The organism is Marinomonas sp. ATLA20 (genome assembly GCF_057180105.1).
The window spans coordinates 280,240-306,775 of record NZ_JBXUKU010000001.1; the positions used below are offsets into that span (position 1 = coordinate 280,240).

24 protein-coding genes are annotated in these 26,536 nt (G+C 44.0%); 15 read left to right on the forward strand and 9 right to left on the reverse strand.

Annotation, left to right across the window (positions count from 1 at the left end; genetic code table 11):
• Window positions 1-114: 114 nt before the first annotated feature.
• The 3 genes from AC2A4J_RS01215 to AC2A4J_RS01225 form a co-directional block, all read right to left on the reverse strand.
• Window positions 115-1,560, reverse strand: a complete 1,446-nt coding sequence (locus tag AC2A4J_RS01215) for a KAP family P-loop NTPase fold protein (RefSeq protein ID WP_484174584.1) — start codon at window positions 1,558-1,560, stop codon at window positions 115-117.
• Between the two features lie 140 nt (window positions 1,561-1,700).
• Window positions 1,701-2,507 carry a TSUP family transporter gene (locus AC2A4J_RS01220; RefSeq protein ID WP_484174585.1) on the reverse strand — a complete coding sequence of 269 codons (807 nt, stop codon included), beginning with the start codon at window positions 2,505-2,507 and terminating at the stop codon, window positions 1,701-1,703.
• A gap of 83 nt (window positions 2,508-2,590) precedes the next feature.
• Window positions 2,591-3,481: a LysR family transcriptional regulator gene (locus tag AC2A4J_RS01225; RefSeq protein WP_255827367.1), complete on the reverse strand. Its 891-nt coding sequence runs from the start codon at window positions 3,479-3,481 to the stop codon at window positions 2,591-2,593.
• A gap of 149 nt (window positions 3,482-3,630) precedes the next feature.
• Between AC2A4J_RS01225 and AC2A4J_RS01230 the strand changes: the two genes are divergently transcribed.
• A complete protein-coding gene (locus AC2A4J_RS01230; protein WP_484174586.1) occupies window positions 3,631-3,846 on the forward strand; it encodes a DUF2798 domain-containing protein in 216 nt (71 codons plus the stop codon).
• 109 nt (window positions 3,847-3,955) lie between these two features.
• Here AC2A4J_RS01230 and AC2A4J_RS01235 read toward each other — a convergent pair whose 3' ends face one another.
• From AC2A4J_RS01235 to AC2A4J_RS01245, 3 genes are all read right to left on the reverse strand, one after another.
• Complete coding sequence (locus tag AC2A4J_RS01235; RefSeq protein ID WP_255827368.1) at window positions 3,956-5,362, reverse strand: alanine/glycine:cation symporter family protein; 1,407 nt, start codon at window positions 5,360-5,362, stop codon at window positions 3,956-3,958.
• A 223-nt stretch (window positions 5,363-5,585) separates the two neighbouring features.
• Window positions 5,586-6,707 (reverse strand): PheS-related mystery ligase SrmL, encoded by a 1,122-nt coding sequence (srmL, locus tag AC2A4J_RS01240; RefSeq protein WP_484174587.1) that lies wholly within the window; start codon window positions 6,705-6,707, stop codon window positions 5,586-5,588.
• A gap of 245 nt (window positions 6,708-6,952) precedes the next feature.
• A complete protein-coding gene (locus tag AC2A4J_RS01245) occupies window positions 6,953-7,603 on the reverse strand; it encodes a pyridoxamine 5'-phosphate oxidase family protein (RefSeq protein WP_484174588.1) in 651 nt (216 codons plus the stop codon).
• 105 nt (window positions 7,604-7,708) lie between these two features.
• Here AC2A4J_RS01245 and pdxR point away from each other — a divergent pair, with 105 nt between their 5' ends.
• The 7 genes from pdxR to AC2A4J_RS01280 all read left to right on the forward strand — a co-directional run bounded on the left by pdxR (window position 7,709) and on the right by AC2A4J_RS01280 (window position 16,755).
• Entirely contained in the window at window positions 7,709-9,205 is a 1,497-nt protein-coding gene (pdxR, locus tag AC2A4J_RS01250; RefSeq protein ID WP_484174589.1) for a MocR-like pyridoxine biosynthesis transcription factor PdxR, read from the forward strand.
• A 766-nt stretch (window positions 9,206-9,971) separates the two neighbouring features.
• Window positions 9,972-11,018, forward strand: a complete 1,047-nt coding sequence (gene cyoA, locus AC2A4J_RS01255; RefSeq protein ID WP_484174590.1) for a ubiquinol oxidase subunit II — start codon at window positions 9,972-9,974, stop codon at window positions 11,016-11,018.
• The gene (gene cyoB / locus AC2A4J_RS01260) at window positions 11,018-12,997 is read left to right on the forward strand and encodes a cytochrome o ubiquinol oxidase subunit I (protein ID WP_255827373.1); all 1,980 of its coding nucleotides are present in this window, start codon (window positions 11,018-11,020) and stop codon (window positions 12,995-12,997) included. Before cyoA ends, cyoB begins: the two co-directional genes overlap by 1 nt.
• Window positions 12,998-12,999: 2 nt before the next feature.
• Window positions 13,000-13,623 (forward strand): cytochrome o ubiquinol oxidase subunit III, encoded by a 624-nt coding sequence (gene cyoC / locus AC2A4J_RS01265; protein ID WP_255827374.1) that lies wholly within the window; start codon window positions 13,000-13,002, stop codon window positions 13,621-13,623.
• Complete coding sequence (cyoD, locus tag AC2A4J_RS01270) at window positions 13,623-13,943, forward strand: cytochrome o ubiquinol oxidase subunit IV (protein WP_255827375.1); 321 nt, start codon at window positions 13,623-13,625, stop codon at window positions 13,941-13,943. The genes cyoC and cyoD overlap by 1 nt, the downstream gene beginning before the upstream one ends.
• Window positions 13,944-14,014: 71 nt before the next feature.
• On the forward strand, window positions 14,015-14,905 hold the full coding sequence (gene cyoE / locus AC2A4J_RS01275) for a heme o synthase (protein WP_255827376.1): 891 nt from the start codon (window positions 14,015-14,017) through the stop codon (window positions 14,903-14,905).
• A gap of 191 nt (window positions 14,906-15,096) precedes the next feature.
• Window positions 15,097-16,755 (forward strand): tannase/feruloyl esterase family alpha/beta hydrolase, encoded by a 1,659-nt coding sequence (locus tag AC2A4J_RS01280; protein WP_484174591.1) that lies wholly within the window; start codon window positions 15,097-15,099, stop codon window positions 16,753-16,755.
• A 3-nt stretch (window positions 16,756-16,758) separates the two neighbouring features.
• Here the strand turns inward: AC2A4J_RS01280 and AC2A4J_RS01285 are convergent, their stop codons facing one another.
• Entirely contained in the window at window positions 16,759-17,508 is a 750-nt protein-coding gene (locus tag AC2A4J_RS01285; RefSeq protein ID WP_484174592.1) for an SDR family oxidoreductase, read from the reverse strand.
• A 202-nt stretch (window positions 17,509-17,710) separates the two neighbouring features.
• On the opposite strand from AC2A4J_RS01285, the gene AC2A4J_RS01290 reads away from it, so the two are divergent.
• The 5 genes from AC2A4J_RS01290 (at window position 17,711) to AC2A4J_RS01310 (ending at window position 22,610) form a co-directional block, all read left to right on the forward strand.
• Window positions 17,711-18,136 (forward strand): MarR family winged helix-turn-helix transcriptional regulator, encoded by a 426-nt coding sequence (locus AC2A4J_RS01290; protein ID WP_255827379.1) that lies wholly within the window; start codon window positions 17,711-17,713, stop codon window positions 18,134-18,136.
• 24 nt (window positions 18,137-18,160) lie between these two features.
• Window positions 18,161-19,225: an HlyD family secretion protein gene (locus tag AC2A4J_RS01295; protein WP_484174593.1), complete on the forward strand. Its 1,065-nt coding sequence runs from the start codon at window positions 18,161-18,163 to the stop codon at window positions 19,223-19,225.
• 10 nt (window positions 19,226-19,235) lie between these two features.
• Window positions 19,236-20,762: a DHA2 family efflux MFS transporter permease subunit gene (locus AC2A4J_RS01300; RefSeq protein ID WP_484174594.1), complete on the forward strand. Its 1,527-nt coding sequence runs from the start codon at window positions 19,236-19,238 to the stop codon at window positions 20,760-20,762.
• A gap of 188 nt (window positions 20,763-20,950) precedes the next feature.
• Window positions 20,951-21,559, forward strand: coding sequence for a gamma-glutamylcyclotransferase family protein (locus tag AC2A4J_RS01305; protein ID WP_255827382.1), 609 nt, complete (start codon window positions 20,951-20,953; stop codon window positions 21,557-21,559).
• The gene (locus tag AC2A4J_RS01310) at window positions 21,549-22,610 is read left to right on the forward strand and encodes a class I SAM-dependent methyltransferase (RefSeq protein WP_255827383.1); all 1,062 of its coding nucleotides are present in this window, start codon (window positions 21,549-21,551) and stop codon (window positions 22,608-22,610) included. The genes AC2A4J_RS01305 and AC2A4J_RS01310 overlap by 11 nt, the downstream gene beginning before the upstream one ends.
• A 136-nt stretch (window positions 22,611-22,746) precedes the next feature.
• On the opposite strand, the gene AC2A4J_RS01315 is transcribed toward AC2A4J_RS01310, so the two are convergent.
• Entirely contained in the window at window positions 22,747-23,364 is a 618-nt protein-coding gene (locus AC2A4J_RS01315) for a LysE family translocator (protein ID WP_255827384.1), read from the reverse strand.
• Window positions 23,365-23,458: 94 nt separating this feature from the next.
• The gene (locus AC2A4J_RS01320; protein WP_255827385.1) at window positions 23,459-24,592 is read right to left on the reverse strand and encodes an acyltransferase family protein; all 1,134 of its coding nucleotides are present in this window, start codon (window positions 24,590-24,592) and stop codon (window positions 23,459-23,461) included.
• Window positions 24,593-24,807: 215 nt separating this feature from the next.
• On the opposite strand from AC2A4J_RS01320, the gene AC2A4J_RS01325 reads away from it, so the two are divergent.
• Window positions 24,808-25,266, forward strand: a complete 459-nt coding sequence (locus tag AC2A4J_RS01325) for a YehS family protein (RefSeq protein ID WP_255827386.1) — start codon at window positions 24,808-24,810, stop codon at window positions 25,264-25,266.
• A gap of 185 nt (window positions 25,267-25,451) precedes the next feature.
• Window positions 25,452-26,516 carry a hypothetical protein gene (locus AC2A4J_RS01330; protein WP_484174595.1) on the forward strand — a complete coding sequence of 355 codons (1,065 nt, stop codon included), beginning with the start codon at window positions 25,452-25,454 and terminating at the stop codon, window positions 26,514-26,516.
• The last annotated feature ends 20 nt before the right edge of the window (window positions 26,517-26,536 follow it).

A 26,536-nucleotide genomic window follows, 5' to 3' on the forward strand; every position in this document is an offset into this window, starting at 1 on the left:
TAACCGGTAAATCCGCAACAAAAACCAACGCCTCGTTACGGCGCTAAAGCGAGAACATCCACTCGGCGTTGGTCTTTGTTGCTCTTATAATTGTTATGTTTCAATTGAACTTTATTAATCTTCGATACCTATTCTTATGCTATTAACGGTATCTAGAATTTTTTGAGGCTTCACACAATATGCATATTGCGAACTTAGTCGACTCAGTTTTGCTAATCTATTATTTAGCAAAGGGTTGGCGATAGAAAAGGGCGTGTTTGAATTATCAAAAGCAGGATTATTGAATTTGTAATGTATAGATTTTGATGCGGATGAGAGTCCTTGGTTTAAATAGCTTATGATGTCTAAAAATTGGTTTGGACCTAAATTAAAATCTTCCACTTTTTTACTATATTTTCCATAAGCTAGCTTAGCTCTATTGATAGGGGGTTCAGGCTCTGTTAATCCGCCGTACAAAGCGTCACCAAATATGATGCCAATTAAATCAAATATTGGAAAAATTACTTCTTTGAAGTCTTGAGAGCTGAGCACAACATCAAGTTGAGTGCATATCTGTTTTAATCGTCTTAGAGATAGACTCTTCTTATTAAGTTTACAAATCAAATAGATGGCTTCGCGAAGCTCATCCGTAGTTTGAATCGAAGGGAAAGTATTAAGCTCCCCAACTTTTATGTCATTAAACATGTTATGTGCAATCATGAATTGATGAAAGTCAGGCTCAGGGAGAATGAAGCGTTGTTCGAAAAATCGACTGAGATACTCATGAGAGTCAAAGTCATGGCCGTAGACGGCTTTGATGGAGTGCTGTAACTGGTTGGTATCTGTAGACAAAACAAAGATGAAGTCTGGAATATCAAATAAGTGTTTTACCGTCTCTAGCATTTCGATGGCGTAGGTTGGGCGGCAGCGATCTAGTTCATCAATGAAGATGAAGACTTGTTTGTTAGGATTGTCTTCAAGGGCGAAGTCGACAAGTTCGCGTGCTTGTTCTTTGAAGTCTTGGGTGAATTGCTTATGTCGTTTGTGTTGACTGGCAACTTCCAATCCTAAATCGCCCATATTCAAGTCGTCTTTTACAGCACTGTGATTAGTGACGGAGCCTGTGGCAGAAGCAATTAGGTCGAGTATTTCGCTTGTTGCCGCTTCTCCAAGAAGGTGTTTACCTACAACTTTTGACCCGATTGGCAGCATGCTTTTGCCCATATTAAATATGGCGCTGGCGACGTTTCTTTCCGCATTACGAAATCTTGCATCGTGGTTCTTGATGTTTGATTTGATCTGCTCAAGCAGTTCGGCAATGATGATGGCGAGCGGATCATTTAGATAATCCGATTCCCACGCATCTATTTTGATGGCTATGTGGCCTTTGTCTTCGACAAGTTTTTTCCACTCTGTAACAAAGTAAGTCTTCCCTGTTCCCCACGCACCGTTGAGGTTCACAACATAGGCATTGTCTTTTGTGTTACGACTTTTTAGGTATTGAGTAAAACGCTCTGCGAGTTCTTTTCGCTTATTCCCCGTCGCGCAATTGGCAAAGGCTTTTGTATCTGTGTCGCTCATAGGGCATTCCTTTGTTAAATCAATCTAACAGTAGTCTATATCACAAAACCAACACTTAGCTGTCACTAGATCAACATCTCGCGGATGTTTGCGCTTTAGCGCCGGAGCGAGAGTTGATCTGGTAACAGCGTTACTGCGGACTAGAGCATGAACGTCGAGTACAAGCCAAACCCACAGACGATGAGCAGCGCCCAGCCTACGAATTGGAAGAAGACGGGTGTTTCAGCTTTTTGAATGCGGTTGTGGAGCTTTTGTCCGAAGACGTGACCTATCAAGGCGCAAGGCAGTAACCAAAGTTGGTGAATGAGCTGTAGGTCGATGCCAGCGATGAGGAAGGACACCATTTTGATCATCACCAGAATGAACCAGAGTACGAACAAGGTATCACGCAGTTGGTGGCGTGGGACCTTGGTGGCGAAGACGGAGACGATGAGCGGTGCGCCGATTAAGGAGGTGCCGCTAACGTAACCGCCAAGCATGAGGAAAATGGTGTCGAGGAATTTGTTGTTGGTATAAAACGGCTTATTCAATATGTAAGACACGGCAAAAACGGCGACGATGACAAAAATCACGCCTGTCACTATGTTGCCCGGTAAGGTTAATAAGCCAAATACACCGATCAATTTCGGCACTATCATGATGCCGAGGGCTTTTTTTAAATAACCCCAAGCGATGTTGCCCTGTGCTTCTTGTGGTGCTTCACCGCGCTCAGCTGCGAGCTTGGCTTGTTGTTTTGTCGCTCTTGATCCTTGCCATGCAATCCAGCTGGAAAACACCAGAAGGTGGATGGAAATGATCGGTATAAATAACAAAGGATCGTTTTTTACTAACAATAGGAAAGGCAAAGCGAGTACGGCGCCGCCAAATCCTAAGCCACTGCGGACAAAGCCGCTCCATATAAAAATGGCGCCGATTAAGGCGTATTGCCACCAGAGTAAGTGTTCCATGTTGATCCTTGTTTAGAGCGGGTCTGTCGTTATTCGAATGATAGTGTAACCAAAGTTGTCTTTTTAAACTCTTGCTTTTTAGGCTAAGGGCTTGAGTGAAACCATGTTTGCTGCTCGAGAAACTGAGTTAATTCGTCGCGCAATAATTTGGCTCTGGCTGATAAGCTACGTCGATAAGGCCAGACAAGAAAAATCTCTCGATTTTGACCACGCCATTCAGGTAAAACTCGAACCAGTTCGCCCGTTTCAAGGGCATTCATCACCATACTCATGGGCATTAAGGCAATGCCTGCACCCGCTTTAGCAAGATTTAGGGTGATGGTCATATCGTTACTAAGGTGTCGGTGTTCTTTGTTGAGTGGATGAAGATCTCCTTGCTGATTCATCAGTAGCCAGTCAGAAAAAATATGCGATGCAATGCTCGGCGCTTGCTGTAAGTCTTCTATCGTTTTAGGGAGTAAGAAGGAGGCTTTTGGTGAAGCAACTAAGATTGGAACAATGTGGCCTAGTTTCTTCTGAATCAATGATGAGCTGGGTTGATTGCCTGAACGTAGAGCAATGTCAGCTCGAGTGTCTCTGATGTCTTGAAGGGAATTGCTAAGCTCGATATTTAATTCGATATTGGGATGTCTCTGAACAAAATCTTGCCAAAATGCATCCAATGGCCCACTGCCTAAATTCACCGGTGCGAGCACTTTGAGGTCGCCTATTAGACTGTTAAGCGTTTGATCTAAATTAGAAATACGCTGGTCTAATGCATCGATAAACTCGGCGCATTCTTCGTAGTAACTTTCTCCTACCGGCGTGAGCTTGAGGCCTTTGGTAGAACGATGTAGTAACTCACAGCCAAGTTTTTGCTCAAGAGCGCTGATACGGCGAGATACGGTGGCGATAGTCATATCAAGATGCTGGGCAGCAGCTGTCAGACTATGTTTATTGGCGGCAGTGATAAAAATCTTTAGGTCATCAAGCATTTTGCATTTTCGTAAATTTGATTTTAAAAAATCAGTATATTTACAAATATTGTTGTTTGCTAGTATGAACTAAGAGTTTGAGTCGTTTACTTACTTTTCGTCTGGGGCACTCTATTTAGAGAAGGCGATAAGTTAATCAGGAGAGAAAAATGAAACATAGAATACTGTTTGCCATCTTAATGTCGTTTACTTTGTCATTGGTGATGTCAGCGTGGATTACCTTTTTGAATATTGGCGCTAGAGCTGATTTTGTTGAATTATGGATGCATTCTTGGGTGCTCGCTTGGCCAGCTGCTGGCATTATTTCTTTTATTGCTGGGCCGTTTTTGCATGGTTTAGCGCATAAATTAGCGGCTAAAATCTAGTATTCAAGATAAGGCTTCCTTAAGTATAGAGTCAGAAACGAAAAACCCGCTTGGTCAGCGGGTTTTTTGTGTTTGAAACAAGGCTAAGCCTGTACTACATAAGTAGAACTTATTTGCTTGGTTTTTCATCCCAAACGGTTAAGTCGATATCATCACGAATTTCTGGGTAGTCTTCTGAATTGAATACTGGTGTATGTGTTTTCAATTGATTGAAATAGTCTTTGGTCAATTTCACGACTAAACCAGATAGCATCATGATGGCAATTAGGTTGATAGTTGCCATTAGACCCATAGCCGCATCAGCCGCATTGAATACCATAGCGACGCTTTCGTAAGCACCCCAAGGGATCATGGCTAGCGCCAAAACTCGTAGAATGAAAATGCCTGGTTTGTTTGCCCATTTTAGGTAAGTTAGCGCGTTTTCTGCGTAGCTGTAGTTACCAATGATGGACGTAAAGGCAAAGAAGAAGATAGCGACGGCGACAAAGTACTGACCTGCGCTGCCCACATGATGCGTCAAAGCGGTTTGCGTTAAGTTAATCCCTGTTTCACCATTACCCAAAGCACCAGATAGCAAGATCATTAATGCAGTGGCAGTACAGATCAAAATGGTATCGATGAATACACCTAAAGACTGCACCATACCCTGTGATGCTGGGTGATGAGGATTTGGTGTCGCTACGGCTGCGATATTTGGCGCAGAACCCATACCCGCTTCATTAGAGAACAAACCACGTTTAACCCCGTTAAGCATCGCACCTAATACACCACCAGCGGCTTGTTCGATACCAAACGCGCTTTTGAAGATTAATGCAAAGGCTGCAGGCACGTCGTTTATGTTGCTGAAAATCACATATAAAGCGAGCAATAGGTACAATACCGCCATGAATGGCACAACGATTTCAGCAAAACGAGCGATTTTCTTGATGCCACCAAAGATAACAATCGCGGCCAGAGCCATAATCACTAAGCCTGTTACACCTGTGTCTACACCGAATGCGCCTTTCATTGCTCCAGCAATCGAGTTAGCTTGCACCGCGTTGAAGACCAAACCGAAAGCCAAGATAAGCGCGAGTGAGAAAACAGCGCCAGCCCAAGGAGCTTTTAATCCTTTGCTGATGTAAAACGCTGGGCCGCCTCGCAGCTGACCATTTTGGTCGCGTACTTTATAAAGCTGGGCAAGGGAGCTTTCCGCGTAAGCGGTCGCCATGCCTATGAGGGCAACAACCCACATCCAAAAAATGGCACCTGGGCCACCTAAAAACAAAGCAACAGCAACGCCTGTCATGTTGCCTGTTCCCACACGAGACGCAAGGCTGGTACAAAGCGCTTGGAAAGGCGAAATGCCGCCGCGATCTGATTGTGGTGCTTTTAGAACAGTACGAATGAATTCTGGAAACCGACGGATCTGAATAAAACCTAGACGCAAGGTGAAATACACACCAACTGCTAGTAGCCCGTAGATGAGGATATAGCCCCAGAAAATAGTGTTTAAAAAGTCTATGATGGCTGCCATGTAGGCCTCTCCCGTTATTCGATAATATCGATTGTTTTATTGTTCGTGGGTTGAATATTGGAAAGATTTTTTTGATAAAAAGACCTTTCCAAGAAACGCGCGGAGTCGTAAAAAAGTGTGCAAGGGTAGCGATTTTATGGAAAACCGCAAGAAAAAAACCACTTCCATGCACATAAAAAGTGCATAAAAGTGGTTGGGGGGTTGTAGGTGTTTGCCGTTTGAATTAGTTTGCTAAGTAGTTATGTCCTTGATTTAGCGATAAATAAATTTCATTTCTCAGTTTGTTAGCGAGACGAGTTGGTACGCTTTTGGTTGGATGACGCAAACTAATGCGTAACAGTAAATTGACGTGTGAAGGCGTCATTCCTAGCCTTTCTACCGCTGATTTTGGTAACTGTTGGTATTGTGTTCGAGATAAAAGTTTAAGCTCTTCTAGCCAATGGGCTTGTTCTCCTAAGGCGATACGAACTTGATCGCCGATAATGTCCATATCGCAATTTTGGTCCACCACAATCGAAATATCTCGCTCGGCTTTGGGTTGTCGCGAGACGGGCCTCCAAGGGGATAAATCGAGCATTTGTTGCTCAATCCGTGGATCTGGATCTCGAAGCAATCGAATGTCGGGAATGCCTTTGCGCAGCATCAGTATTCTATCCAATCCTAACCCAATGGCGACGCCTGTATAGTCATTGCCTGGCCAACCATTTCTGGTTAATAAGTCTGGATCTATATTGCCGCACTCGCCTACTTCAATAAGACCTTGATCTTCCACAGCGTCTAGCTGAATGCCATTCATGGTGTAAGGGTGCGGCGATTTGGATTGTTGTACGACATGATTCGGTAACAAGGTTTTCATCAGCGCTGAAATGGATTCTTTCAATATCTGATTGTCTTCTGCTTGATGTTTTGGCAATACAATCCAGATGTCCAATTGATGAGGTTCTGCGCAATGCCAGCGATCAATGCAGTCGCGACGATAAACCAATCCGTGACTGATTATCCCTATAGACTCCGGTCGCAGACTTTGCCAACTCTTTAACCAGGTTGGCACAGTACTGGATGTTTGCGTGCGTAGCATTAAGCTATTTGAAATATAGCGGCTGTAGCGAGCGTCTCTTGATGCACCATCGGTCGGATAACCGAGGGCGTCGTAGTTTTCGTAGACCGGCACGATAGGATTGGCATTTACACGTTGTAAGTAACAAGGCCAAAGTGATGAGACTGCGGTTTCAGCTTCGCTAATGAGTTGCTGCATGGCGTGTATGCCGTGGTAAGGGTTGCTCAGGTCGCGAAGAGACAGTGCGTGAAGTAATTGCTCGTGGGTTAGATAGTTGTGCGTAGACATAATAAAGCTCCATAAATCCAAGATAAAAAATTCAATGCAATCTTTTTGGATTCCTCCGAGTCAGGACTCGGAGAGAGCTTGTCTTTGAAAGGTTATTTCAGAAAGAGCAAAGCCGCCGTGTCCAGTTTAGGGACTCGGAGGCTGATAAATCGATGTGATCGTGCAATAAGATACGTCATGCTTTTGATACTAGCAGGCTCGATTAGGAGGGACAAGATCCTTTGATGTAGATCTTTTCCCTGAGGTTAAAAAGCATCGGGAGCCTTGGGCGCTGGATAGTGCGCCGTTTGACTCGGGTCTTGCTCAATCGTGCCCCACTCTCTTTTTAAGGGAACAACACCTGCCCACACTGGCCAGTCGTTATCGGCTGGATCATCGACAGGAGGCTCAGCTCGGAATTTGACCGAGGCTTCGTCTATTTTGATACGCACGACTCCCGTCGCTTTGATCTCTTGCTCGTTGACGGGGCGCAATGTGTCCCAGCGCCCAGGGCTAACTTTTTCTAAGAAAAGTTTGAATTGGCGCACTTTTTCTTCTTTATCCTCAATGAGTTCTGGCACGCCAAATAAGGTCACAGAGCGATAATTCACCGAATGGTGCATGGCGGAACGAGCCAAAACCAAGCCATCTAATAAGCTCACGTTAATGCAGACCTTTTCAGGTTCATCGATTGGGCCTTTCACATTGCGCGCTTTAGAGTGTGCGTGCCAGTAGAAGTAGTCGCCTTCGCGCCAATGGCTGGTAGGTGTCACAAAGACTTGGCCATCTTTGGTTTGTCCGACGTGACACATTAGCGCTGCATCAATAATGTCTAGCGCTAGGTCTTTATCATAAGAGGCTCTGTTCGGCCCTCTTTTTACTTTGCTTAATGCCGTTTCTTCTAGCGACTGACTCATGCATTCTCTCCTTGTGTCTCAATGGGTGATTGGCTATAACAAGACTTTAGAGAAAACTGGCTTTTATAAAAATAGCCAGAATTAAGATAAAAAAGCAGGCCAGATATGAAGCACGGCATAGGCAGTTTACGTTTTTCACTTGATGACGAAGGCGCTCCTTATTACCAACAGTTGATTGAGCAAATCCAGCAAGGCATTGTTTCGGGAGCGTTATCTGTGGGTGACAAATTACCCTCCTCGCGTTTGCTAGCTGGCTCGTTGGGCGTTTCTCGAAGTACAACCTCACGGGCTTATGATCAGCTAATCGCAGAAGGTATTTTAACCAGCGAAGAAAAGCGTGGTGTGTTTGTTGCGGCTTTACCCATGGTGAACCATCGCACGACGTCATCTCACCCTATCTCTGCATCTACTCATAAAACGCCACTGACATGGGCATTTGATGCGGGGGCTGATGTGTCTGTCTTTCCTACCAAGGAATGGGCTGCGAGTATGCGACGTAGTTGGTTAAAGCCGGATTTCACTGTCTTGGAAGGTGGCTATCCAGCTGGATACCCTGCTTTAAAAGACGCAATAGTCGATTATTTGTATCGTGTTCGTGGTCTTGACTGCTCGGCTGAGCAAATTATTGTCACGGCTGGCAGTCGGGATTCACTACTATTATTGCAACATGCGGTTACGTTATTAGGTGGTTCTGGAGGATCGTCAATGAAGTGGTGGTTAGAGGAGCCGACCTATCCGCCAATTCGCCAAGCTATTGATTCATCTGCCAAAGCGGGTGCCCTTTTGATTGATGAAGATGGACCGTGCTTGCCAGTCAGTGAATACGCTTCGAACGTGGCGGTTGTTACACCGAATCGGCAATACCCGCTTGGGGTAAGTATGAGTGCGGCTCGACGACAGCAATGGTTGCAGGCGTTGCAAAATGACTCCACTAGCTGGTGGATGATAGAAGACGATTACGACAATGAGTTTGTCTATCAGGGGCGAAGCAATGTGCCTTTTATGCAAACGGCGAGTGTGCATGATCAAACCCGAGATCGAGTGTTCTTTGTTGGGAGTTTTTCGAAAGTGCTGTTCCGTGGTTTACGGCTTGGCTTTATTGTTGCGCCCAAGAAACATATCGAAACATTACATAAAAGTCAGCGAGGGCTGGGGTCATCTGCATCCTTGCCAATACAGCCTGCAGTAGCAGACTTTATGATTCAAGGTCATTTTGATCGCCATGTAAATCGAATGCGTCGTCATTATCGACTTAAACGAGATGTTCTATTAGCGCTATTAGAGCGTCATTTAGCGACTTGGTTCGAATGGAAGAAGCCTCGCGGTGGCATGCATGTATTAATTGAATTAAAGTCTGCCTTTGTTCCTATCGTGCAAACTGATGTGGCTTTAGATCAGCTAATAGCCGAAGAACTTAAACTTGATGATGTACAACTTTCTCCTTTGTCTGACCACTACATTTATGCACAAAAAGAATCTAATAATTGTCGATTTGGTTTTTTATTAGGTTTTAGTGGTCCAAAAGAGGAAGAAATGACGTATATAGTGAACATTCTTCAAAATTGGTCACGTGCGAATTTGGTAAAAAAGAAGCCTTACTGATTGTAAGAAAAATGCCTTAGAAGGTTGTTAACCTTAGTAGTTGCGGGCTATGGCAGCAGGATTTGCTCAAGACAAGAATGTGAATTTTTACAAAAAGACCGTGAAGCAAACATGAACAAAGGCTAAACTAGACTTTGTGCGGTTGTATAATTTTTGCTATATTTCGCACACTTAAATTCGTATGAAGCGAGTAAAAACGGCTTTTACACTTTTGATTTTATGAATCGGATGGATAAATTGAACAAATTTCAAGACATTCAGCATCACTATGTGCATTCGGTATCCAGTGTCTTGGCGGATTCTTTACGCCATGCTGCCACCGTGTCTTGCTTGTTTTTGATTTTTTTCTTACTGATTGTTGCACCTCTCTCTGTTGATAACCAAAGTGTTATTAATATCGACCCTATTTTTAATGCGGGGCTAGCCTCTAGCCTCGTATTTATAACTCTATTATTGGTTAGTTATTGGTCCGTTATGGTCAATATCAACCCCGCTCGCCAGAAATTGGCCTTCTCTTTATTTCATGTGTTTGCTCCTAATGAGCAACCCAGTCGTGCTGAGGCGCGATGCATGATGAGATGTGGAGCTCCCCTTTTCAGATTTAGGTGATCCAAAAAGCTATTGCTGCGTTAATTCTGTTAACTAGGTAATAGTCTTTGTACTGTTTTCAGTGTGGTGATCTTTACTGAAATACCCGGCATTTGCCGGATTTTCGTTCTGTTGCTTGGTTGTCAGGTGGCAGTTTTGTGAACATAAGGGTTAGAGGATGATTCTCTTGTTAACTCGTATCCTAAGTAAAGTCGCTTTGGCGCTAATGGTGGGCTTGCTCGCCGGTTGTCAGGGTGGTGTGCTCGATCCTAAAGGGCAAGTAGGTATTGAAGAGAAGCAACTAATTATTGTTGCGACTTTGTTGATGCTGCTTGTTGTGATTCCTGTCATCTTCATGACACTGTATTTCGCTTGGAAATACCGTGAAGGCCGTGACGAAATTTACGAACCAAAATGGTCGCACTCCACAAAAATTGAAACCATTGTTTGGGCTATTCCAATTGTTATCGTCATCATTCTTGGTGTGATTACATGGAAATCTACTCACTCATTGGATCCTTACAAGCCTTTGAAATCGGATAAAGATCATATCAATGTTCAGGTCGTTTCTATGAACTGGAAATGGTTGTTCATCTATCCTGATTTAGGCATTGCTACAGTCAACGAACTGAGATTCCCAGCTAACGTTCCTGTCGCTTTCCAAATTTCATCTGAAGGCACAATGAACTCGTTCTTCATTCCTCAATTGGGTAGCCAAATTTACTCAATGGCAGGCATGGTGACTAAACTTCACTTGATTGCAAATGAGCCAGGTACATTTGATGGTATCTCTGCAAACTACAGTGGTGCTGGTTTTACTGGGATGAAATTCAAAGCAATCGCTACGGAAACTGAAGCTGATTTTGACGCTTGGGTAGAAGGTGTGAAAGCTGGATCTCATAATGTCATCAATAATGGCATATTGGATCAAACATCCTATGAAAAGCTTGCTGAGCATGATTTAGATGAGCATCACATTGAACCTACTCCAGTTCAGTACTACAACTCAATTGCATCGAGTATTTTCATGAACAACGTTACGAAGTTCATGAAAGACCATGGTCAAGTTGAATTGCTGAAAGAAACGTCTTTTGAACCTAAAATGATTCATGGCGAAATGGGTCACCACGGTGAGATGAATCATGGTGAGATGAATCACAGTGATATGAATCATGGAGAGTCTGAAGACTCATCGCATGATATGCATACGGAGGCTGGAAAATAATGTCTGCACTCTTAGGCAAACTATCGTGGGACGCTCTTCCGTACGACCCGATTGTTATCGGCACATTGTGTGTCGTTGCGATCGCTGGTTGTGTACTTGCTTTCCTACTTATTAAACACAAATTGCTTGGTGTACTCTGGAATGACTGGTTAACGTCTGTTGACCATAAAAAACTGGGTATTATGTATATCGTTCTAGCATTGGTAATGCTTATTCGTGGTTTCGCGGATGCCATTATGATGCGTTTGCAGCTCGCGCTTGCAACGAACGGTGATCCAGGCTATTTACCTCCAAGCCACTATGACCAAATTTTCACGGCTCACGGTGTCATCATGATCATCTTTATGGCGATGCCATTCATGATCGGTTTGATGAACATTGTTGTACCGCTACAAATTGGTGCTCGTGATGTGGCTTTCCCATTCCTAAACAACTTAAGCTTTTGGCTAGCTGTTTCTGGTGCGGTATTGGTAAATATTTCCTTAGGCCTTGGTGAGTTTGCTAAAACTGGTTGGGTGGCTTATCCACCGTTATCAGGATTAGAATACAGTCCAGGGGTCGGGGTTGACTACTACATATGGGCGCTGCAGATATCCGGTATAGGTACGACATTAACAGCAGTTAACTTCTTGGCGACTGTTTTCAAAATGCGTACGCCAGGTATGAAGTTGATGGATATGCCGATCTTCACTTGGACCTGTACTTGGGCCAATATCTTGATCGCAGCATCATTCCCAATTTTGACTGCTGTACTAGCGATGTTGACACTTGACCGTTACTTAGACTTCCATTTCTTCACGAATGATGGCGGCGGTAACTCAATGATGTATATCAACTTGTTCTGGGCATGGGGTCACCCTGAAGTGTACATTCTTGTACTTCCAGCATTTGGTATCTTCTCTGAGATCGTTTCTACCTTTACTGGTAAGCGTTTGTTCGGCTACAAATCTATGGTTTGGGCGACAGCGTCGATTTCCATTCTTGGTTTCATCGTATGGTTGCATCACTTCTTTACCATGGGTTCCAGTGCGAACGTCAATGCTTTCTTTGGTGTGATGACAATGATCATCGCGGTACCAACAGGTGTGAAACTATTTAACTGGTTGTTTACTATGTACCGTGGTCGCCTTCGTGTGACTGTACCGGTTCTTTGGACGCTTGGTTTCATGGTGACGTTTACTGTCGGTGGTATGACAGGTGTACTACTTGCAGTACCTGGTGCTGACTATGTATTGCATAACAGCTTGTTCTTGATTGCCCACTTCCACAACACCATCATTGGTGGTGCGGTATTTGGTTATCTAGCTGGTTTCGCTTTCTGGTTCCCTAAAGCAATGGGCTTCCACCTCAATGTTAAATTGGGTAAAGCGGCTTTCTGGTGCTGGTTGGTCGGCTTCTTCTTAGCCTTTATGCCTCTTTACGTACTGGGTTTCTTGGGTATGACTCGTCGTCTTAACCACACGGATAACCCAGACTGGAACATCTGGCTATATATAGCGGTTGTTGGTGCTTTTGTTATCCTTGCGGGTATCATTTGTCAGTTCCTACAATTGTATGTCAGCTTCCGCGATCGTAAGGACAACATGGATACCACTGGTGATCCATGGAATGGTCATACGCTTGAGTGGTCTACAGCTTCTCCGCCGCAGTACTATAACTTTGCTGAACTGCCTGTTGTTTCTGATATCGATGCGTTTACCGATATGAAAGAAAAAGGCACTGCTTATGTTCGTAAAGAAAGCTACGCACCTATCCACATGCCTAAGAACACTAAGGCTGGGATTATCATTGGTGCCCTTATTACGGCATTTGGTTTTGCAATGATCTGGCATATTTGGTGGTTGGCAATTGTTGGTTTGGTGGGTTCAATCGTGACCTTTATTGCTCGCGCTTACACCTCAGATGTTGATTACTATGTTCAGCCTGATGAAATCGCTCAGATAGAAAATGAGCACCTAGATAACGTGGCTAAGGGGTAATCATGAGCACTACACATATGAATACGCACGACGCTCACGAAGCTGGTGCACATCACGACGAACATCATGATACTGGTGGAAACACTGTATTTGGGTTCTGGATTTACCTAATGACGGACTGTTTGTTATTTGCATCCGTCTTCGCTACCTACGCTGTGCTTTTCATGAACACAGCTGGGGGCGTGTCTGGTAAAGATATTTTTGAGTTAGACTTTGTGTTGGCTGAAACTGCGGCGTTACTTGTTTCAAGTATCACTTACGGTTTTGCAATGATTTGCGCACACAGCAAAAACAAAAAAGGCACCCTATCTTGGTTGGCTGTTACGTTTTTATTAGGTGCTATATTCATTGCGATGGAAATCTATGAATTCCATCACCTAATTGTCAACGGTCATGGTCCACAAGCTAGTGCGTTTTTGTCTGCCTTCTTTACCCTTGTGGGTACTCACGGCTTACACGTAACTGCTGGTCTGATCTGGATGTTTATCATGATTATGGAAGTAACTAAAACAGGCCTAACAGCACGAGCAGTAACTCGTCTTAGCTGCCTTAGCTTGTTTTGGCACTTCTTGGATGTTGTTTGGATCTGTGTATTCACCGTTGTTTATCTGATGGGGGCGATCTAATGAGCGATCATTCTTCTGAAGCGCATTCACACGGTAGCGTGAAGTCATACCTAACAGGGTTTATCTGGTCTGTTATTTTGACTGGTATTCCATTTTGGATGGTAATGACTGAAGCGTTCGATAAAGGTCCAACTTATATAACAATCGTATTGTTAGCCGTTGTTCAGATTTTTGTTCATTTGAAGTATTTCCTTCATTTGGACTTCTCTGAACAAGGTAAGCTGGACACTTATTCATTTATATTCTCTGCTGTAATTATTGTGATGGTTGTCGCGTTATCCGTATGGATTATCTACGCTTCCAACGCAATGATGATGTAAGTAGAGTCATTTGATGATTATGCGGACTTCTTTCATTATAAGTAATGAGTGTCCGATGGGAGCCTATAAAGATGTTTAAGCGTTATCTTCAGGTAACAAAGCCAGGCATCATTATGGGCAACCTCATCTCTGTTGCGGGAGGCTTCTTTTTAGCCTCCCGTGGCGAGATTGACTGGATTCTTATGCTAGCGACAGTGGTTGGTTTGTCGTTGGTCGTTGCTTCTGGCTGTGCCATTAACAACTATGTTGATAGAGATATTGATGCCAAAATGCAGCGTACGCGTAACCGCGTGACGGTAAATGGTGAGATGTCAGGTAAAGCGGCATTTTTCCACGGTATTTTGTTAGGTGTTATTGGTTTTGCTTTGCTGTCGTATTTTACGAACTGGGTTGCAGTGGCTTTTGCTGTATTCGGTTATGTGGTTTACGTCGGTTTATACACTCTGTATTTCAAGCGTAAGTCCGTTTATGGGACTTTTGTTGGTAGTTTATCTGGCGCTGTTCCGCCGGTTGTGGGCTATTGCGCCGCAGCAGGTCAGTTCGATGCAGGTGCTGCTATCTTGCTTACTATGTTTTGTATTTGGCAAATGCCACATTCCTATGCAATCGCTATTTTTCGCTACAAAGATTACGAAGCGGCAGGGATTCCTGTCTTGCCTGTGTCACAAGGTATCGCGAAAGCAAAACGCCATATAATTCTACATATTGCTGCTTTTGCAGTCGTCGCAGCACTTTTACCGCTGACGGGTTATGTTGGAATTGGCTTTATGGTTGTTGCACTGGCTACCAGCCTTTGGTGGCTAGCGATGGCGTTACGAGGCTACCGTCCTGGGATTGATGTAAATGGATGGGCACGACAAGTGTTTTTCTTTTCCATTATCACTGTAACGGCGCTTAGTGTGACTATGGCATTGGATTTTAATGAAGTTTCTCCAAACTTATTGGTGTTTGCTGCCCATTAATCCATGCTTTTCAAAACGGGCTTTTTAGCCCGTTTTTTATTTCCCCTCCTGTGTTTATCTTGATAACTTTCTATTTGTCTCATTATTGGTTATTTTGAAGCCTGCCCGTTGAGTTTCGTATTTTTAAAATATTCCCGAAATGGTAGGAATAAATTTTTGCTCTGATTCTAAAATCAAAAAGGACGATGTGAATGAAAGCGCTTTTCACCTATTTAGCCCCCGCTTTGATGCTTTTTTCATTAGGCAGCAACTCGGTTTATGCTGTTAATTGCCAAACATTAATCACAAAAGCGCCTCAGAACGTAGAAATTAAAACCACAATGATGGGCAGAGACAAGGATGTTAGAAGTCCATATTGTTTGGTGTCAGGCGTTATGTCCCAGCGTATGGGGCTTGATAGTAAATTCTACGCGATCAAATTTGAGCTACGCTTGCCTAACTTTTGGCAAGGTCGTTTTGCTTATCAGTTTAATGGTGGTAACGACGGTGAAGTGAAGCCAGCGTTGGGTGCAATGACAGGCCTGCTTAACTCTCAATATGCGATCAATCAAGGTTTTGCTGTTGTCTCAAGCGACGGTGGTCATGATGCACAAGCTAATCCAGAATCAGGCTTGGTTGGTCCTGCCGTGTTTGGTCATGATCCAGAAGCGCGTCGCGATTATGGCTATAGTGCAGTACAAAAGTTAAATCCTGTTGCGCGCTCTTTAATTGAAAGCTATTACGAATCTCCTATCAAATATTCGTACGGTCTTGGCCAGTCAAACGGCGGCCGCATGGCGATGGTCGCTGCAACGCGCTTCCCCGATATGTTCGATGGTTTGTTGGTAGGTTATCCTGGCTTTAATTTACCAAAGGCCGCACTTCAGCACGCTTGGGATGTTCAGGCACTGCATCGAGTAAGCGATGATATCAGCGAATCATTAACCAAACGCGATTTGGATGTGTTTGCAAAACGTATTCTTGATCAATGCGACACCTTGGATGGGATTAGTGATGATATGGTGTTCGCAACGGATGCTTGTCAAAAGGTATTTGAGCCCAAGGCATTGGTATGTAAAAGCAACTTTGATAGAGACTGCTTATCATTAAACAAAGTCGGTGCCTTGATGCGCATGCATATGGGGCCTCATAATTCGAAAAACCAGGCGTTGTACACAGATTGGATATATGACACGGGCATCCGTTCTGATAACTGGCGCATGTGGAAAGTTGAAAGCACGATTTCAGACTGGAGCAATAAGCCGATTAATGTCGTAATGGGTGGTGCTTCATTAGCGCATATTTTTACCACGCCTTATACGAATGTGGCGGGTGATATTTACTCGTTAGAAAACTACTTGCTTAAGTTTGATTTTGATAAAGATGCGCCGAAAATTTATGCGACGAATAAACGATTCAAAGAATCTGCCATGACCATCATGACGCCGCCTGATGCAGCCAAGCCAAAGTTGACAGAGTTTAAACAGCATGGTGGAAAAATGATGATTTTCCATGGCAACAGTGATCCAGTTTTCTCTGTGAAGGACACCGTGCGTTGGTATGATTTCTTGGATTTTGCGCTGGTGGGAAGAGCGTCAGACTTTGTCCGTTTCTATAGAGTTCCGGGCATGCCTCATGGTCAGGGCGGTCCTTCAGCTGATCAATTTGATATGCTGCAGCCCTTGATTTCATGGGTAGAAAAGCAGCAAGCGCCTCAATATATTGTTGCAGCCACGCGCGCGGACAATCCAGAAATCACCGCACGCATGACAGGCATAAAGCGACCACTATGCCCGTATCCATCTTATGCTCAATACGATAAAGGCGATTTTCTGTTAGCCTCTTCTTTTGAGTGTGTGGTCGCTAGATAATGATTAGCGGCCGCCGCCCACGTCGATAAATCCACCCGTCGAGTAACTGGACTTATCGCTGATAAGCCAGAGAATCGCTTCGGCGACCTCTTCTGGCTGTCCTCCGCGCTGCAGTGGTAAATTAGGCCCTATGCGATCCACACGCCCCGCTTCGCCGCCATCGGCGTGCATGTCGGTGTATATCAAACCAGGTCTGACCACGTTAACTCGAATGCCATCGCTAGCCACTTCTAAGGCAAAGCCCTTGGAGAAAGAATCGACAGCGCCTTTGCTTGCCGCATAATCCACATACTCATTTGGTGAACCATAAACAGAGGCCAGAGAAGATACGTTGACGATTGCTCCGCCGTCACCACCTTGGCTCTTAGCCATGTCTTGGAAGGCTTCTTGGCAGCATTGCATGGTGCCAAAGACATTGGTTTGAAAGACTCGCTGCCAGCGCTCTGGTTTGGTATCCACAAATCGCGCTTGTTGATCTAGTACGCCCGCGCTATTTACCAAAGCCTTAATAGGCCCCCAGTTACGTCGAATCGTGGCAAACATTTTACTGACTTGTTCTGTGTCGCTTATGTCCGCTTGTACGCAATGTGCTAGTCCGCCAGATGCGATGATGTCAGTGGCGACGTTTTCTGCAGAAGTCGCATCTTTTCGATAGTTGATAATAACTTCATAGCCGTGTTGAGCCGCGAGTTTCGCCGTCGCTGCGCCTATGCCTCTCCCTCCACCAGTAATCAAAAGTATGGGTAATTTCAAATCACTCTCCTTGCGGTTTTATTTACTCTTAACAATAACGTGCCCATCTGACTAAAACCAGATTCTACCTCCTCTGACATTAAGGATTTTTGAGCGACTATTCTTCATAAATTGAGGAAGTATTAGGCATCTTTATAAAGCCAGATTGAATATAGTAAGTAATATATATAATAATCATAAGATATTAAATTTGGTGATTTGAATGCAAACAAACAACATTGGTTTTCTTCTAACTGACATCATTCGTCTCATGCGTAGGGAGTATTTAAAAAGCGATCTATGCATGACTCCAATGCAGGCGCGGGCACTGGTTTATGTTTCTCATTACGAGGGGATTCGACAAGTGCAATTGGCTGAAATGCTGGATATTCAGCCCATCACGCTTGCCCGTTTAATAGATCAATTGGCGGAAGATAATTTGGTCGAACGTCGTCCCGATCCAAAAGATCGTCGAGCCTATGGATTGTATTTAATGGCGAAGTCGGCGCCATTGTTAGAAAAAATCGATGTTGAGGTGAAGCGAGTTCGTGAGAAAGCGCTGCAAGGCTTAACAGATGAGCAAGTAACAGTTCTTCAAGGTGCGCTCTCTGTCATGCACACAAATTTATCAGCTGAATCGTCATTATAGAATTTACCTGGGGAAATACTGGAAATGAGTGAACAAGAAAATATTCCGTCCGTGCCAAAGCAAGTAGAAAAACGCACGACTCGTCGCGTTTTATTAATAGCACTTCCGCTAGTGGTGATCTTAGCTTCTGTGTTTGTTTATATGAAAGGCGGTCGTTATGTTGAAACCGACAACGCTTATGTGCAGTCAGATATCACGACAATCAATGCTGAGGTGTCTGGTGCTATTCAGACGATAGCCGTCAAAGAAAACGAAAAAGTTGCCAAAGGTCAGTTGTTGTTCAGTATTGACGCTACGCCATTTAAAGTCGCGGAAGCCAAAGCACAAGCTCAACTCCAGCAAGTCAGATTGAATATCTTGGAACAAAAAGCCGCTTACGAAGAGAAAAAAGCGGAGATTAATCAGGCAGAGAACGAATTTGCTTTTAATCAACGTGAAGAAAAGCGTCAGGCAAATCTATTAAAGCAAAAATTTATTTCTGACACTCAGTTTGACCAAGCCAAACAGGCAGCTGAAGTTAGTGAGCTTAAGGTCGCCACATTGAAAAAAGATTTGTTTCGCTTGAAAGAAGCGTTAGGCGGAGATCCAAGCGCTCCACTGGAAGATCACCCTAGTTATCAGGCCGCTCAAGCAGCGCTAGATGAAGCAAGAATTAATCTTGGGCACGTTAATGTGAGAGCGCCAGCATCCGGAGTGGTAGCTAAGGTTCCAAATAGCGGAGAATACGTAACAGCAGGTTCCACCTCTATGGTGTTGGTGTCTGATGAGCAGCAATGGATTGCAGCGAACTTCACCGAAAAAGATCTGACTTACGTTCAGCCTGGCCAAGAAGTTGAAATCGAAGTGGATGCGTACCCTGGAGTGTCATTACGAGGTAAGGTGGAAAGTATTAGTCCAGCGACTGGATCTGAATTCTCTGTGATTCCAGCCGAAAATGCGACGGGTAATTGGGTGAAAATAGCCCAGCGTCTTTCAGTGAAAATTCTTGTTGATGCCAATCAAGATACGCCAGTATTGCGTACAGGTTTTAGCTCAAACGTCACAATAGACACAGAACATCAGCGCCGTTTATTCGGTCTAGCTTTGTGAGGCGATAGATATGGCGCTTACGCAAAGCCTAAAAACGGAGGGCGCTGGCACGAATCGCATTATGATCACGATCTCTGTGATGTTAGCGACCATCATGCAAGCGTTAGATACCACTATTGCAAACGTAGCCCTGCCACACATGAAAGGCGCTATGGGAACGACTCAAGATCAGATTTCTTGGGTGCTGACGTCTTATATCGTGGCGGCGGCGATTTGTATGCCATTGACGGGGATTTTGTCCGCTCGAATTGGCCGTAAGCGTTTGTTTATGTGGTCAATTGTGGGTTTCACCGTATCGTCTATTTTATGTGGTGCGGCACAGTCGTTAGACCAGATTGTATTATTCCGTCTGCTACAAGGTGTGTTTGGTGCGAGCTTGGTGCCCTTGTCTCAATCTGTATTACTTGATACTTACCCTAAAGAAAAACACGGTTCAGCCATGGCTATGTGGGGCGTGGGTGTCATGGTGGGGCCAATCTTAGGGCCTTATCTTGGTGGCTTGTTGACCGAATATTACAGCTGGCGTTGGGTGTTTTACATTAATGTGCCATTTGGCATCGTTGCTTGGCTTGGTCTTGCAGGCTTCTTAGAAGAATCAAAACTCGATAAGAAACGCAGCTTTGATATGTATGGCTTCGTGCTGCTGGGGGTTGCGATTGGTAGCTTGCAAATGATGCTTGACCGAGGCGAGTCGCAGAACTGGTTTGCCAGCTTGGAAGTTACCATCGAAGGTCTGCTAACCCTTGTTTGTGGTGCTATGTTTTTAGCGCATATTTTTACTCACAGCCATCCGTTCATCGATCCAAAAATGTTTCGAGATAGAAATTTCAGTGTTGGTATGGTGTTCATTTTTATTGTTGGCATTATTTTATTGTCTTCAATGGCCTTGCTGCCGCCGTTTATGAGTTCATTAATGGGGTATCCCGTTGTGGATATCGGTGCGATATTGGCTCCAAGGGGGTTTGGCACCATGGCAGCGATGATCATTGTGGGGCGTTTATCGAATAAAGTGGATGCACGCTTGTTCATTACTTTGGGCTTGGTGTTGATTACCTACTCTATGTGGGAAATGACGTTATTCACTGCGGAAGTAACGGCGTGGGATATTATTCGTACTGGTTTGGTACAGGGAACAGGCTTAGGTTTTATTTTCGTTCCTTTATCAACTATCAGCTTTGCGACCTTGGATCCCCAATACCGAAACGAAGGTACGTCTATGTTTAGCTTGCTGAGAAACATTGGCAGCAGTATTGGTATTTCGGTAGTGACAACCTATTTGGCGCAGCGGACGCAGATCAATCATGCTGCATTTGCCGATTATATTAATCCCTTCAGTCTTGGGCTACAGATGGCACAAGAACAGGGCGCTTATAATACGACTACAGAGGCCGGTTTAACGGCGCTAAACCAAGTTGTGACTGGCCAGGCCGCTACCTTGGCGTACTTGCAAGATTTTCGCTTGATGATGTGGGTGACATTAGCTGCATTGCCTTTGGTGCTTTTATTAAAAGGAAAATCGAAACAAGCTAAAGCATAAGCAAAACTTCTATTCAGGTAAAAACAGTAAAAGCTCTGATTTTTCAGAGCTTTTACTGTTTAATCGATGCCCTTTAGCGGTTTTCCTTCTTTCGATCAATCATGACATAAGCTAGTACTGTCTAAAGCCACACGTTATCATGCAGGTTATCTGGGATTTGATTTGGTTAGTTTTGTTTGGAGGCCGTCATGAGTACATTAGATCGACACTTTATTTTGGGCTATGGCAGCCTAATTAATGGTGAGAGCCGTGCAAAAACCGGTGAAACAGGCAAGGTTTGGCCTGTTAAATTACATGGGTTCGAGCGTCATTGGTCAGTAATGTCTGATGTATATGGTATGAGCTCTGTTGCTGTAATCCATGCTCCTGAAAAAGCCTGCAACGGTGTATTGGTTGAAGTGCCTTACGATCAATTTCCATTATTTGATGAGCGAGAGCAAGGCTATCAAAGAGCCGTAATCGATGCCCAACAATTAACTGCGTATCAAGACCATCCTTTACCAGAAGGCACTTATTGGGTTTATCACACTGACGATGTGGTTGATCCCCATGATGAGTGCCCTATTGCACTAAGTTACCTAGATGTCATTTTGTCTGGTTGCTTAGAACATGGTGATGATTTTGCACAAGACTTTCTAACATTAACCAAAGGCTGGTCATCGCCTTTGCTGAATGATCGAAAAGCACCTCGCTATCCGCGAGTGCAACCAGAACTTCCTACTGCGCGCTTGAATACCTTATTAGCGCCGGTAACCACCTTATCTATTAAAGAGCTATCTGTAACTTATGAATCTTAACTCGACGAGCCAATTATTGGTGCGCAACGAAGAAGACTTGGTTGGCAAAGTATTATTTGCTAACCCTGAAGACACTTATCCACTTGATCTAAGCAAAAAAGCCGATGTGTCTGCTTGGTGCCAATCTAAAACCTTTTATGATGCTTTGTTGCGAGTTGGCTTTGCGGACGCAAAACTGTTTTTGTCCGAGCAATGGGCGCCAGAGAATGGCAATGATTTCGATCATATTGTGATCTATCAGCCTAAAGCGAAAGAGTTATTAGACTATCTTCTTGCGGCGGTTTTGCCTCTGTTAAAAGATGGCGGTCAAATTTGGCTGGTGGGCGATAATAAAAGCGGTGTTAAATCCTCTATGAAGCGTTTAGAGGACGGATTAGACGACGTTGGTAAGCGTGATGGTGCAAAACACTGCTTGCTTTATACAGGCTACAAGCGCCGTCCAGCGAAGCCATTCGTATTCGAAGATTGGATTGTGACTTGGCAACAAGATGTTGCAGGGCAAACATTAACGCTATGTAGCTTGCCGGGCGTTTTTGGTCATGGAAAATTAGACAAGGGCACCGACATTTTATTGAACCAGCTAAGCCAGCATCGCTTTATGAGCGACGTTGCCAGCGCACGAATACTCGATTTCGGTTGTGGTGACGGTATTATCGCCCTTTGGCTACACAACAAAACGGGAGCGCGCATCACCGCGTTGGACGACAGCGTGTTAGCGTTGAAAGCGACGGAACTGACCTTCGCTGCAAACCAAGTCAGCGACGCGGTTACCGTTATTGCTTCCAATGGCTTAGGTGAAGTGAAAGGCCGCTTTAATTATGTTGTCACTAATCCACCATTCCACAGTGGCGTGAATACCGACTACAGCATTGCAGAAAGCTTCTTTATGGCGGTGAAGCAACACCTTACCTTAAACGGTGAGTTGTTTGTGGTTGCCAACGATTTCTTACGTTACCCGCCAATCTTAGATGCGGCGCTGGGCTCGCATACTCGACTGTATCGAGACAAAGGCTTCGCCATCTATCACGGTCGCCAACCAAAGAAAAAATAACGCCCCAGATTTTGCGAAACGAAAACGCCCATTTGAAAAAATGGGCGTTTTTTTAGTTTTTATAGCATGGTTTTTTAATACAATTGATGCGGAGTCACAACGAGATTTTTCTGTTACCTCTTCACTCTAAGGTATATCAGCGATCAGTAAGTGCAAGCTTTACACCCAATAAAGCGAAGCTAGCCGCAAAGGTTTTTTGCAAGTACTTTGCTATGTGAGAGGAACCTATCAAGTATTTACGCGCTCTACTGGCGAGAGCTCCATATAGAATGAAAACAATGAGCGTCATTGCCATAAAAGTACCGCCAAGCAATAGCATTTGGCTGGTCGTCGAACTGATATTTGAATGAATAAATTGCGGTAAAAACGCCAAGAAGAAGATAGTCAGTTTTGGATTTAACACATTGATAAGACAACCTTTTAGAGCGACTTGGAATAAATTAATCTGCTTATCTTCAGTCTTTTCTAATGCGAACCCACCAGATTCACGCCACATTCCCCAAGCTAAATAAAGTAAATAAGCCACACCGACGAATTTCACCACTTGAAATGCCAATGCGCTGGTATTCAGAATAACGGCTAAGCCAAAAATACTGGCTAGCATCGAAGGGACTATGCCCAAAGTGCAACCTAATGCCGCAGAGAATGAAGCACGAGTCCCTTGAAAAAGCCCTGTTGAAATCGTGTAGATGACACCCGTTCCCGGAATAAGCACCAGAATTAATGAAGTGATTAAGAATTCCATACTAATCATTATTCATACCTTTCAATCTTTTTAGAGTTTTAAAGATGACAATAAACTGAACAAAAATAAACCAAAAGATATTTTTACTTAGTCTCTTTTGCTATCAAGCGCCAATCAACAGTCGGCTTTTTGATCCAAATAAACGTTTTAGTTTCCCTATCAACCACACCGATCCATAGAACTGGAAAATAAACAAACATACCGATGAGATAAGGCTATAAGCCATGGTGGTATTGGGTTCGATATAGCCAGCATTGAGCAATAAGTATTTGGTATTACCCCAAATCATGCTGAGTAAGGGATGCAAAAAGAAAATCGCGAAGCTAATAGAGGCGAGCATTATCAAGTGTTTGCCAAGTGCAGGCCAAACGAGATGATAGCAAAACCCGACAAATAACACGCACAGGCCCATTTTTTGAATGAACTGTAAATCAATACCCGCCCATTCAAATGCCGCTTTATGATAGCCACCTGCATGGAATAGCACACTAGATTGCAGCCAGACTGTTGTGATTACTGCGATAATCGCAGCGATCAAAAAGTAACGGTAGTGTTGCTTCATCCAATCTAAATACTGTGAGTACAGCATGCCCACTAAATAGAAAGGGGTAAAATACACAACAGACTGCAGCACATTGATATTGCCATCTGGGCGGTGAATCATGACGGCGGTGATTGAAAATAATGCCAAGATAGTTAACTGAGTCAATAATGGCAGTTTTAAATAACGAAAATGCAGTCCAGAGCAAAGAAAAGTCGCCATAATAAAAGGGATATACCAATGGGGAAACAACACAAAACCTTGCAGTATGAGCTCCCAGCACATTGATAAAGCCTCCATTACAGTAACGCGATCAACGAACAGAAAAACGAAGAAATTGACTACAATGGCAAACGCTGACACCGACAAGAATGGCACTAATACGTTCTGCACCTTCTTTGACATAAAATTTTTATAATCAAAGCGTTGAGCAAAGATGTGATGAAAGAAAAAGCCCGAAATAAACACAAAAACGCCCGTGCCACCGCGAATGATATTCTCTAGCCAAACAGGGAAGCCGTCATTGGTGTTGGTAATGGAATGCCCTAATACAATTAGTACAATGGCTAACCCACGTAGATAATCAAATTCAATAACTCGAGAGGACTTCTTGGCTTTCGACTGGTTGGATTCGACAACAGACGATTGTTGGGGCGTCTTGATGACTATCAGAGTGGGTTTTTGCGTAATGTTCACTGGCTTACATCCATGAAAGTGAGAAATATAAGCTATTAAGTCGCCAGTTCTGTTGCTAATCAATATAGCTTGCAGACAGAATCTAAAATTTTACGTTAATCATGCATTTTCGACGATATTCTTACGAATTTAGCGACAAATGTAGGTAAAAAGTTGCCAATCTGCTAGAGTCGCATCCTACTATTATTTATGCCCCCTAACACTAGGAAATCATTTTGAACAACAACGACATTTTACGCCGCCTTCGCTATACCTTTGACCTGAAAGAACTGGATATAGTGGACATTTTTGCCTCTGCTGATGGTATCGCCTCACAAGAGCAAGTCACCAGCTGGCTGAAGAAAGAAGATGATGCAGGCTATGTTGAAATGATTGACGTGGAAATGGCGACATTCCTCAATGGTTTTATTAACACTAAACGCGGCAAGCGTGAAGGCCCACAGCCTGTACCGGAAAAGCGCCTGACCAACAACGCTGTATTTATGAAATTACGCATAGCCTTGAACCTACAAGCAGAGGAAATCCTCGACATCATGTCGCTAGCAGAATTCAACTTAAGCAAACATGAGCTAAGCTCTTTCTTCCGCAAACCAGACAACCGCCACTACTGCGAATGCAAAGACCAAATCTTGCGTAACTTCTTAATGGGATTGCAAAAGCAATTTCGCGTGTAATTTCTAATCTTTTAGAACTTCGTGCTTTCAATAAAAAAGCCGCTGCCGACTAGGCCGCGGCTTTTTTATTGTCTTTTCACCTAGTGTACAAAGATTGCACTATATGGATATTTGGATACGCATTCCTTTGCGATATTAACCCTCTAATTATAAATATAACTGTGAATGAATAGGGTGGTATCCATATGTTGATGAAAAATAAAGTCGCACAAGCGGTCATTATTGCAGGCTTATCTTCTCAAGGTTTTGCGCTTGAATTGGGTGATTTTAACGGTACTCAATTTAGTGTAGGCGGTTATATTAAAGCTGAGGGTGTTTTCAATAATCCCGATGAGAGCCGTAGTACGTTTGAAAGTAGTGCTAGCCAGTCACGCTTGAACTTTACGACTAGCCGTCAAGAAGGCGATCATAAACTGAGAGGCTTTATTGAAGGCGATTTCCGAGGCGCTTCTTCAGTATTTCGTCTACGCCATGCAACATTGACGGTTGATAATTTAACGGTGGGTCAGACTTGGACTGGGCAGTTTTTCGCCAATGCACCTTTTGATACTGAAATGATTAACTTCTATGGAACGGGTATTGGTACGGTTTCAGGGAACGGAGCAGTAGTCCGACCTGACCTTGTTGCGCATTATGCAAAGGGTGGCTTGCGTTTAACTGCACAGGATCCTCTTTATAGTCATGCAAACCTTCCTGATTTGGTTGCCGGATATACTCATAGAACTGCAGAAGGCCATGCTTATAACGTGTCGGTTACAGGTCGAGACGTCGACACAACGCCGTCTGATACAAACGATAGCGAGTCGAAATTTGGTGCCGCATTGTCTTTGGCAGCAAAGCTTAAATTTGGTGACACTAGTGTGTCTGTAAGCGGTTTTTCTGGTACGGGTGCTGCAATATATGCAGGTTGGGGATACAACGGAGCCGCTGGAACAGCTGGCTCAGCCGAATTAGATAGCAATGGTGACCTGTTAACAATCACTGGCTTTTCCGCGGGTATTGGCCATAAAGTGAATGATAAGTTACGAGCGAATCTACGTTATGGTCAAGTGTCGACAGATGCTTCAAGCTTGGCTGATGATACGCTGACCATTACCACAGCGAACATGATTTACACTTACCTTCCAGGGCTTGATATTGGTGTCGAGCTACGAGATCAAAGTGCCGCGACTAATGGTGCCGCGAGCGGTAGCATTGTAACGCGTCCTGCTGGACAGCAAGTTGAAGTCATGGCGATGTATAAGTTCTAGTAAAGAGCACTAGCAAGAAC